This is a genomic window from Nocardiopsis sp. NPDC058631 (assembly GCF_042716955.1).
Lineage (GTDB): Bacteria > Actinomycetota > Actinomycetes > Streptosporangiales > Streptosporangiaceae > Nocardiopsis.
In genome coordinates this window covers 43,190-53,524 of record NZ_JBHXQY010000040.1, presented here as the reverse complement: position 1 = coordinate 53,524, position 10,335 = coordinate 43,190, and the positions used below count along the sequence as shown (strand labels likewise).

8 protein-coding genes are annotated in these 10,335 nt (G+C 72.1%); 6 read left to right on the top strand and 2 right to left on the bottom strand.

Annotated elements, in window-relative coordinates:
* The 3 genes from ACFWTE_RS15380 to ACFWTE_RS15370 form a co-directional block, all read left to right on the top strand.
* A partial coding sequence (locus ACFWTE_RS15380) for an IS630 family transposase (RefSeq protein WP_378780035.1) occupies positions 1 to 752 on the top strand: 752 nt, incomplete at its 5' end.
* 360 nt (positions 753 to 1,112) lie between these two features.
* Complete coding sequence (locus ACFWTE_RS15375; RefSeq protein ID WP_378780034.1) at positions 1,113 to 1,922, top strand: carbon-nitrogen hydrolase family protein; 810 nt, start codon at positions 1,113 to 1,115, stop codon at positions 1,920 to 1,922.
* A gap of 116 nt (positions 1,923 to 2,038) precedes the next feature.
* The gene (locus tag ACFWTE_RS15370) at positions 2,039 to 3,754 is read left to right on the top strand and encodes a flavin monoamine oxidase family protein (RefSeq protein WP_378780033.1); all 1,716 of its coding nucleotides are present in this window, start codon (positions 2,039 to 2,041) and stop codon (positions 3,752 to 3,754) included.
* A gap of 271 nt (positions 3,755 to 4,025) precedes the next feature.
* Here the strand turns inward: ACFWTE_RS15370 and ACFWTE_RS15365 are convergent, their stop codons facing one another.
* A complete protein-coding gene (locus ACFWTE_RS15365) occupies positions 4,026 to 4,490 on the bottom strand; it encodes an Lrp/AsnC family transcriptional regulator (RefSeq protein WP_378780031.1) in 465 nt (154 codons plus the stop codon).
* A gap of 143 nt (positions 4,491 to 4,633) precedes the next feature.
* Between ACFWTE_RS15365 and ACFWTE_RS15360 the strand changes: the two genes are divergently transcribed.
* The 3 genes from ACFWTE_RS15360 (at position 4,634) to ACFWTE_RS15350 (ending at position 8,589) form a co-directional block, all read left to right on the top strand.
* Positions 4,634 to 6,280, top strand: a complete 1,647-nt coding sequence (locus ACFWTE_RS15360) for an alpha/beta fold hydrolase (protein WP_378780029.1) — start codon at positions 4,634 to 4,636, stop codon at positions 6,278 to 6,280.
* An 87-nt stretch (positions 6,281 to 6,367) separates the two neighbouring features.
* The gene (locus tag ACFWTE_RS15355; RefSeq protein WP_378780028.1) at positions 6,368 to 7,210 is read left to right on the top strand and encodes a GNAT family N-acetyltransferase; all 843 of its coding nucleotides are present in this window, start codon (positions 6,368 to 6,370) and stop codon (positions 7,208 to 7,210) included.
* Between the two features lie 155 nt (positions 7,211 to 7,365).
* Positions 7,366 to 8,589, top strand: a complete 1,224-nt coding sequence (locus ACFWTE_RS15350) for a Bcr/CflA family efflux MFS transporter (protein ID WP_378780027.1) — start codon at positions 7,366 to 7,368, stop codon at positions 8,587 to 8,589.
* 75 nt (positions 8,590 to 8,664) lie between these two features.
* Here ACFWTE_RS15350 and ACFWTE_RS15345 read toward each other — a convergent pair whose 3' ends face one another.
* A complete protein-coding gene (locus ACFWTE_RS15345) occupies positions 8,665 to 10,329 on the bottom strand; it encodes an ABC transporter ATP-binding protein (RefSeq protein ID WP_378780026.1) in 1,665 nt (554 codons plus the stop codon).
* Positions 10,330 to 10,335 lie beyond the last annotated feature (6 nt).

Below are 10,335 nucleotides of genomic sequence, written 5' to 3'. Positions count from 1 at the left end.
GGTCGAGTCGGGCCATGGCCACCCGCACCGGCCTGTCGCAGTCCACGGTCTCCCGGATCTGGCGCGCCTTCGGCCTGCAACCCCACCGGGCCGAGTCGTTCAAGCTCTCCACCGACCCGTTCTTCATCGACAAGGTGCACGACGTGGTCGGGTTGTACCTGGACCCGCCCGAGCGGGCGCTGGTGCTGTGTGTGGACGAAAAGTCCCAGATCCAGGCGCTGGACCGCTCCCAGCCGGTGCTGCCGATGATGCCCGGGGTGCCCGAGCGGGCCACCCACGACTACGTGCGGGCGGGCACCACCACCCTGTTCGCGGCGCTGGACACCGCCAGCGGCCGGGTGATCGGCTCGCTGCACCGCCGCCACCGGGCCGAGGAATTCAGGAAGTTCCTCAACAAGATCGACCTACAGGTGCCCTCGGATCTTGAGGTCCACCTGATCTGCGACAACTACGCCACGCACAAGACGCCCGCGATCAAGCGGTGGTTGCTGGCCCACCCCCGGTTCCACATGCACTTCACCCCGACCAGTGCTTCCTGGCTGAACCTGGTCGAGCGCTGGTTCGCCGAGCTCACAGCGAAGCGGTTGCGCCGTGGGGTGCACAAGTCGGTCCAGGCCCTGGAAAAGGACATTCGTTCCTGGGTCAGGGGGTGGAACGAGGATCCCCGGCCGTTCGTATGGCACAAGACGGCCGAGGAGATCCTCGAATCCCTCGCAGCGTACTGCCGACGAATTAACGACTCAGGACACTAGGGCGTGTTCCGCGGATCATTCCGGGCTCGCAACCGCCAGGCTGCCTCTCGCTGCGCCGACCACGCTTGGACAGCCAGACCCGGGCTGACCTGCGCTACTCGTCTTGCGAGAGATTGCCTGGAGGCCGCTCGCGGCGATCGGCGCAAGCGCCGAATCAACCGAAAGCATCCACGGAACACGCCCTAGAGGGCACGGCACGGGGGTCGTGCGCGTATACGCGCACGAAAACACCGGGACACGCAAAGAACCACGTCGGGATAGACGAAAGACGCGTGTTTCCACCGATCCGGCGCACTGTTTCGGCACGATCGCCCACCTAGAGTGGACGCGGCCCGACAACGACCGAGGAGGGGGCGGCCCATGACGCGCGAACCACTGCGCGTGGCCTTGGACCAGGGCACCGGACGCAGCGGTGACGTCGCCGACGCGCTCGGCCGCCTCGCCGACCGCGCCGCACGGGCCGCCGACGCCGGGGCGCGCCTGCTCGTCGGCCCCGAGATGTCACTCACCGGTTACGCCCTCGGAGCCGACACCGTGGCCAGGATCGCCGAACCGGCGGACGGCCCCCTCGCGGACGCCGTCGCGGGGATCGCCGCCGCCACGGGCGTCGCCCTCGTCTACGGGTTCCCGGAGCGCGCCGACGGCGCCGTGTACAACACCGTCCAGCTCGTGGACGGCACCGGCTCGCGCCTGGCCTCCTACCGCAAGACACACCTGTTCGGCGACCCGGACCGGAAGGCGTTCGCCGCGGGAACCGAACCGGTCGTCCAGGCCGACCTCGACGGGTTCCGCCTCGGCCTCCTGATCTGCTACGACGTGGAGTTCCCGGAAGCCGTGCGCGCGCACGCCCTGGCCGGTACCGAACTCCTCGTCGTCCCGACCGCGCTGATGCTGCCCTTCACCGGGGTCCCCACCAGGGTGGTGCCCGTGCGCGCACTGGAGAACCAGCTCCACCTGGCCTACGTGAACCGGTGCGACACCGAGGGAGACCTCGTCTACGCGGGCATGAGCGTTCTCGTCGCGCCCGACGGGTCGGAGACGCTGCGCGCCGGGCCGGGAGAGGAGTTCCTGGTCGGCGACATCGCCCCGGACGCGATCGCCGGCGCCCGCCGGGACCAGTCCTACCTGGAGGACCGCCGACCCGACCTGTACCGCGCGCTCACCGGCTGACCGGCCCCGAACGGCCTCCCCGGTCCGGCACGCCCGCCGGGACGTCCGGCCGCACGGCCGCCACCGGCACCGCCGCCCCTTCCGTCCGACCACCGACCACCCGAAGGAGTGGCTCCATGACGTCTGCCGTGCCCACAGCCGCCGGTACCGCGCCCGCCCCCGGCACACCGCCGCTGACCATGTGCGGGCCGGACTTCCCGTTCGCCTACGACTCCTACCTGGAGCACCCCGCCGGGCTCGGCCAGGTCCCGCCTGAGCGCCACGGCACAGAGGTCGCGGTCATCGGCGGCGGGCTCTCCGGGGTCGTGACCGCCTACGAGCTGATGAGGATGGGGCTGCGCCCGGTCGTGTACGAGGCCGACCGGATCGGCGGGCGCCTGCGCACCGAGAAGCTCCCCGGCTGCCCCGACGACGTGGTCGCCGAGATGGGCGCGATGCGCTTCCCGCCCTCCTCCACCGCGTTCCTCCACTACGTGGACCGGGTCGGTCTGGAGACGGCGCCGTTCCCCAACCCGCTCTCCCCGGTGACCCCGAGCACCGTGGTCGACCTCAAGGGCGAGTCCCACTACGCCACGACCCTCGCCGACCTGCCCGAGGTCTACCGCGAGGTGGCCCGTGCCTGGGAGCGCACCCTGGAGGACGGCGCCCAGCACAGCCGCATGCAGCAGGCGATCCGCGAACGCGACGTCGCGACGCAGAAGGAGATCTGGAACGATCTCGTCGCGGGACTGGACAACCAGACCTTCTACGGGTTCCTGTGCGAGTCGCCGGCGTTCGCGTCCTTCCGCCACCGTGAGATCTTCGGGCAGGTCGGGTTCGGCACGGGAGGCTGGGACACCGACTTCCCGAACTCCATCCTGGAGATCCTCCGGGTCACCTACACGGGTGCGGACGACGACCACATGGGCATTCTCGGCGGTGCCCAGCAGCTTCCCCGGCGGCTCTGGGAGGACACCCCGGACAAGCTCGTCCACTGGGCGCAGGGCACCACGCTGGGGACGCTGCACGGAGGCGGACCGCGCCCGGCCGTCACCGCCCTGCGCCGCACCGCGGCGAAGGGCTCCCCCTCGGGGAACATCACGGTCACCGACGCCTCGGGTTCCACCCGCACCTACGCGGCGGCCGTGTTCACCGCGCAGAGCTGGATGCTGCTGTCCAAGATCGACTGCGACGAGGACCTGCTGCCGATCGACCACTGGACGGCGATCGAGCGGACCCACTACATGGAGTCCTCGAAGCTGTTCGTACCGGTGGACCGCGCCTTCTGGCGCGACGAGGACCCCCGGACGGGCCGGGACGTCATGAGCATGACGCTCACCGACCGCATGACCCGGGGGACCTACCTCCTGGAGGGCTCCGACCCGGACGGCCCCGCGGCGATCTGCATGTCGTACACCTGGTGCGACGACTCGCTCAAGTGGCTGCCGCTGTCCGCCAACGAGCGCCTGGAGGTCATGCTGTCGTCGCTGTCCAAGATCTACCCGGGGGTGGACATCCGCTCGCACATCACCGGTGACCCGGTCACCGTGTCGTGGGAGGACGAGCCCTACTTCATGGGCGCGTTCAAGGCGAACCTGCCGGGCCACTACCGCTACCAGCGCCGCCTGTTCACCCACTTCCACCAGGAGGGCCTGGCCGAGCGCCACCGCGGGCTGTTCCTGGCCGGGGACGACGTCTCCTGGACGGCGGGCTGGGCGGAGGGGGCGGTACAGACCGCTCTCAACGCGGTGTGGGGCGTGGCCCACCACTTCGGGGGCGGTACCGACGCCTCCAACCCCGGGCCGGGCGACCTGTTCGACGACCTCGCCCCCGTGGAGCTCCCCGAGGACTGAGCTCCGCCGGCGGATGTTCCCGGCCGGTCCCTCCGGCTCTTTGCACAGGCCCTGACCCAGGTGTCCTGACCCGGCCCGTTCCTTCCGGGGCCCGCGCTTCCGGCCCGGACGGGGGAGGGGCCGCCCGCCTCTCGGCGAACGGCCCCGTCGGTACCCGGGGGCAGGGGGTACCACCCCCTGCAACAAACGGAGGGGGCTGAGTGTTTCCGCGGCGCGGGGTGACACGCCGCGCCGCCCCGGTCCGCCCGGCCCGCACCCGGGGCCCGGCGCCTCAGGGCAGGTCGGCGGTCCCGGCGAGGATCGGCTGGTCCACGAGCCGGGACAGGACCAGGGTGCTCTTGGTCCGCACCACGAAGGGCTCGGCGCCCAGGCGCTCGATGACCTCCTCCAGATGGTGCGTGTCGCGGGCGCGCACCTGCACGATGGCGTCGGCCTCGCCGGTGACCGTGCACGCGGACGTGATCTCGGCGTAGGCCGCGAGCCCGGACCGGATCTCTCCGGGGGAGGTCCGGGCGCGGCAGTACAGCTCGATGAAGGCCTCGGTGGTCCACCCGACGGCCTGCGGTTCGACGACGACGGTGAACCCGCGCACGGCACCGGAGTCCACCAGGCGGTCCACGCGACGCTTCACCGCGGAGGGGCTCAGCCCGACGTGGCCGCCGATCTCGGCGAAGCTCATCCGCGCGTCCGCGCCGAGAATCGCGATGATCCGCTCATCGACACGATCCAGCCGCATTGTGCCCCTTTGTCCACGTCTGATCCAGGCAGGGCACATGTTACCGGGGCGTGCCCGCGTGGGGTCCGTGTCGCTTCCCACTGTCACGTTGCACAGCGGTGACAATGCAGGGGGTCATCCAGGCAGCGTGAGGGAGTGGACGAGTGCGAGCACGAACCCTGGCCGCGTTCTCGGCGGGAGCGGTCCTGGTCTCCCTGGTCTCGGGGGCCCCCGCCCTGGCGGAGCGGACCGGGGAGTCGCAGACCACCCGCGCCGACCCGGGGGGCCTGGCGTGGGGCCCCTGCGAGGACATCGCCCCCGTCGGCGAAGAGGACCTGGAGTGCGCGACCCTCACCGTCCCCCTCGCCCGCAGCGCCGACGGCACCAGGGCCAACGGCCTCCAGGGCACCGTCGAGCTCGCTCTGTCGCGGGTCCCCGCCACCGGCAGGGCCGAGCACACCATGCTGGTCAACCCCGGCGGTCCCGGAAGCGCGGGACGCACGTGGGCCGCGCACACCCACCGCCGCATGCCCCCGGAACTCCGCGAGATCTACGACGTCGTCTCGTTCGACCCGCGCGGAGTCGGAGCGTCCACCCCCTCCATCACGTGCGACCCCGGCTTCTTCGCACCCGTCCGCCGCGACACCGTCCCGGCGGACGCCGACGCGGAGGCCGCCCTGCGCGCCGGAGCCGAGGACCACGCCCGGGCGTGCGCGGACAACACCGGTCCCCTCCTCGACCACGTCCGTACCGAGGACACCGCCCACGACATGGACGCCATCCGCGCCGCCCTCGGCGAGGAGACCGTCGACTACCTCGGTTACTCCTACGGCAGCTACCTGGGCACCGTCTACTCCGCGCTCTACCCGGACCGGGTCCGCGCACTGGTCCTCGACAGCGTCGTCGACCCCGACAGCCCCTGGTACGAGAGCAACCTCACGCAGAGCCGCGCCCTGGAGAGGGCCGCGGACGGCTTCTTCGACTGGGTCTCCCGCCATGACGGCGCCTACGGGCTCGGCGCGGACCCCGGCCAGGTGGCCGACGCCTACTACTCACTGCGCTCGGACCTGGCGGCGGCACCCGCGGCAGGCACGGTCGGCCCCACCGAGCTGGAGGGCGCCGTCATCGTCGTCTCCTACAGCGGCGGCAGCTGGCCGAGGGTCGCGCAGGCGCTCTCCGCCCGGATCAACGACGGCGACGACGCCCCGCTGGTCTCCCTGCACGAGGACTACGGAGACGACGCGGACTCCGACCGCGGCTACGGGGGCTACCTCGCCGTCCAGTGCACCGACGCCCGGTGGCCCAAGGACTGGTCCACCTGGCACGACGACGCCGTGGAGCTCCACGCGGACGCGCCCTTCATGGGGTGGCACAACATGTGGTACAACGCCCCGTGCGCGACCTGGGACGCCGACTCCGGCGACTGGTTCCAGGTCGGCGACGGCTACGGCGAGCACCCCGCCTACGACGGGGGCGCGCTCGTCGTGCACGCTACCGAGGACGGTGCGACCCCCGTCGAGGGCGCCTACTCCCTGCGCGACCGGCTTCCCGGCGCGGCCCTGGTGATCGAGGAGGGCGGACTGACCCACGGGGTCTCCCTCACCGGGAACACGTGCGTGGACGAGGTCGTCACCGCCTACCTGCGCGACGGGGTCCTACCCGCACGCGAGGAGGGCGGGAAGGCCGACCTCACCTGCGAGGGACGTCCCGAGCCCCGGCCGAGTACGTCCCGGACCGCACCTGAGACGATGGTCGAGCGCCTCGGTCCGGTCGGTCTGGAAAGCCCCGAAAAGCCCGGGTCATCCGAGTAACCGGTCCCATAGGCTGGAATCGGTGCGAACAGGCTCGGCCAGTCGTCCCAGGGCTCTTACGGGCTCCGGGCAGAGGGAGGAGATGCGATGCTGCGGACCTCGCCGTTACGGATACTCGGAGAGCGGGACCGGGACGCCGTTCGCGCGCTCCTGGACGCCGACCCCGTCGGCAACGTCTTCGTCGCCTCGCGGCTGATGGCCGGCGGCCTCACCGCCGGCGCCCACGGCCCCGAGGTGTGGGGGCACGTCGAGAGGGGCCGCCTCACCGCGATGTGCTACTCCGGGGCCAACCTGGTCCCGGTCAACGCCGGACCGGCCGCGATCCGCAGTTTCGCCGACCACGCGCGCTGGCGGGGCCGCCGGTGCTCGTCCATCGTCGGTCCGGTCGAGGCGGTCAGCGACTTCTGGGAGCAGGTCACCCCCGTGTGGGGACCCGCTCGCGCCATCCGCGGCAGCCAGCCCGTCCTGGAGATCGTCGGGCCGCCCGCCGTGGCCGCCGACCCGCTCGTGCGCCGGGTCCGGCTCTCCGAGCTCAACACCCTGGTGCCGGCCTGCGTGGCCATGTTCACCGAGGAGGTCGGCGTTCCACCGGACTCCGGTGACGGCGGCGCCCTCTACCGGGCCCGGGTGGAGGAACTGGTGCGCACGGGCCGGGCGTTCGCGCGGATCGAGGACGGCCGGGTCGTGTTCAAGGCCGAGATCGGCGCGGTCACCCGCCACGCGTGCCAGGTGCAGGGCGTGTGGGTGCACCCGGACCTGCGGGGCCGCGGCCACTCCGCCGCCGGGATGGCGGCGGTGGTCGAGTACGCGCTCGCCGAGATCGCCCCCCGCGTCACCCTCTACGTCAACGACTTCAACGCCCCGGCCCGAGCCGCCTACCAGAGGGTCGGCTTCCGCCAGGTGGGCGAGGTCATGTCGGTCCTCTTCTGAACCCCCTCGGGGCAGGCCCTGCGGCCGTTACCTCCCGTTTCCGGTGGACTTCCGTCACATCGCCCCCCATGGCCCTGTCCCGGTGCCCCGGCACCGGTAGCGTGGGCGGGCTCGCGCGCCGTGTCGCGCGCCCCCACCACCCACGAGAGAGCCACATGCGGCACAACCCGACCGGACGCGCACGCCTGGGCCTGGCCCTCCTCCTCGGCCTCCTGGCCGTTCTCGGCCCCCTCAACATCGACATGTACCTGCCGGGGTTCCCGGAGATCGCCGCCGACCTCGACGCCGGGGCCTCACAGGTCCAACTGAGCCTCACCGCCTGCCTGATCGGGCTCGCGGTCGGCCAGGTGGTCGTCGGCCCCGTCAGCGACGCACGCGGGCGCCGCGGTCCCCTCGCCGTATCGCTCCTGCTCTTCGTCCTGTCCTCGCTGCTGTGCGCCGTGTCGCCGGACATCGCGACGCTGGTGGTGGGCCGCTTCCTCCAGGGGTTGACGGCCTCGGCCGGAATCGTCCTCTCCCGGGCCGTCGTGCGCGACGTGTTCGAAGGACCCGCGCTGACGCGCTTCTTCGCACTGCTGATGGTCATCACCGCCGTCGCCCCCATGGCCGCGCCGGTCGCCGGGGGCGCCGTCCTGGCGCTGCCCTTCGCAACCTGGGAGACGATCTTCCTGTTCCTCGCCCTGCTCGGCGCCGTGATCGTCCTGGTCGTCATGCTCAGGCTCCCCGAGACCCTGCCCGTCGAACGGCGCATCCCCAGTTCGCTCGGCGGTTCCCTGCGCACCATGGCCGTGCTCCTGCGCGACCGCTCCTTCATGGGGTACGCACTGATCGTGGGCCTGCTCCACGGCGGCAGCTTCGCCTACGTCGCCGGGACGCCGTTCGTCTACCAGGACCTCCACGGAGTGTCCCCCCAGGTGTTCGGCGTGCTGTTCGGCGTCAACGGGATCGCCATCATCCTGGGCAGCGCCGCTGTGGGGCGCCTCAGCGAACGGGTGACCGAGCGAGCGCTGCTGAGGATCGCCGTGGTCACCGCGGTCCTGGCCACCGGGGTACTGCTGGCCGTGACCCTGGTCGACGGTCCGCTGCCCGCCCTGGTGGTCCCGCTCTTCGTCTACATGACATGCATGGGGATGATCCTGACCAGCTCCTTCGCCCTGGCGATGGAGGGGCAGGAAGGGCGGGCGGGGAGCGCGGGCTCCCTGCTCGGCGCGCTGCCGATGCTGATCGGTGCCGGGGCGGCGCCCCTCGTCGGACTGGACGAGGGCACCGCGGTGCCGATGGGTGCGGTCCTGTTCGCCACCGCGGCGCTGGGCCTGGTCGTGCTGGTGGGCATGACCTCCGAACACAGGCGCCAACCGGCGGCCGAACCCGGCCGGTGAGGACGGGTCCGCCCGCCCGGACCACCCCGCCCGCGGAAGGGGGCGGCGCGCCACCACCCTGCCGCGGGCACGGGCCTACGCGTCCGTGACGGGCCGGTCCTCCACAGCCATGCCCAGGCGCTCGGGGGTCCCCGCGAAGGAGAGCTCGAAGTCCGGGGTGTCCGCGATCAGCGCCCGTGTGTACTCGTGCTCCGGCGCCGACATCACCCGTCCGACCGGCCCCTGCTCCACGATCGCGCCCTGGTGGAGCACGGCCACCCTCTGCGCGATGTTGGACACCAGGGCGATGTTGTGGGTGACGAACAGGAGCGCCATCCCCTCGTCCTGGAGCCCGCGCAGCAGCTTGACGATCTCCGCCTGTACCGACACGTCGAGCGCCGACGTGATCTCGTCGCACACCAGGAGGTCGGGGCGGGTGGCCACGGCACGGGCGATGCACACCCGCTGCCGCTCACCGCCGCTCAACTGCTCCGGGTAGCGGTCGGCGTAGGAGGAGGACAGGGCCGCGCGCTCCAGCGCCTCGGACACCACCGCGTCGGGGTCCTTCGGCCGGCCGACCAGGTGCCGGTAGGGGCCCAGGATCTGGTCGCGCACCCGCCTGCGCGGGTTCAGCGCCTCGTACGGGTTCTGGAAGACGTACTGCACCCGGCGCCTCTGCTCGGCCGTGCGCCGGTAGCTGCCGGCGGCCAGCCTGCTCCCGTCGAACACCACCTCGCCGGTGTACTGCTGGTGCAGCCCCGCGACCGAGCGCGACAGGGTCGTCTTGCCCGAACCCGACTCGCCCAGCAGGGCCACGCACTCGCCCCGGTGGACCGACACGTCGATCCCCTCCAGGACTGTGGTGCGCCCGTACCCCGCGTTCAGTCCCGCGACCCGCAGCAGCGGCTCGCCCTCCGGCTCGCCGACCTCCTCGTGTCCGGAGGTCCGCAGCAGCGGCACCGCCATCAACAGCCGTCTGGTGTAGGCGTGGCGGGGGTCGGACAGGACCCGGTCCGTGCGTCCCCGCTCGACGACCTCGCCCCGGTACATCACCGCGATCTCGTCGGCCAGGTCGGCGACCACCGCCATGTCATGGCTGATGTACACCCCCGCGGTCCCGTAGTCGCGGGTCATCCGGCGGATGGTCTCCAGGACGTGCGCCTGCGTCGTCACGTCCAGGCCGGTGGTCGGCTCGTCCAGGACGATCACGTCGGGGCGGCCGACGAACGCCATCGCGATCGCCACCCGCTGCTGCTGTCCGCCGGAGAGCTGGTGGGGGTAGCGGGCCAGGAACGCGTCGTCGTCGGGGAGCGCGACCTCGCCCAGGACCTCCCGGACCCGGGCGTCGGCCCCGGCGGCCGACACGGAGGTGTCGTGCAGGGCCTCGCGCAGCTGGGTGCGCAGGCGCAGGGCCGGGTTCAGAGCCGAGGCGGGCGACTGGGGGATGTAGGCCACCGCCCGCCCGCGCAGCTCGCGCACGCCCTGTTCGGTCAGCGAGGCCAGATCCTTCCCGGACACCTCCACGTGTCCGGCGGAGATCTCCGTGGCCCGCTTGCAGTGCGCCAGCAGCGACAGCCCCAGGGTGGTCTTCCCGGAACCGGACTCGCCGACCAGGCCGAGGATCTCCCCCCGCCCCACCGTGATCGAGACCCCGCTGATGATCTCCACGTCCGAGGGGCGGCCGATCACGGTCAGGCCCTCCACCGAGAGCACGGTGGCCCCGGTGTCCCGGTCGTCTCCGGAGCCCGCGTCCGGTGTCACGTCCCG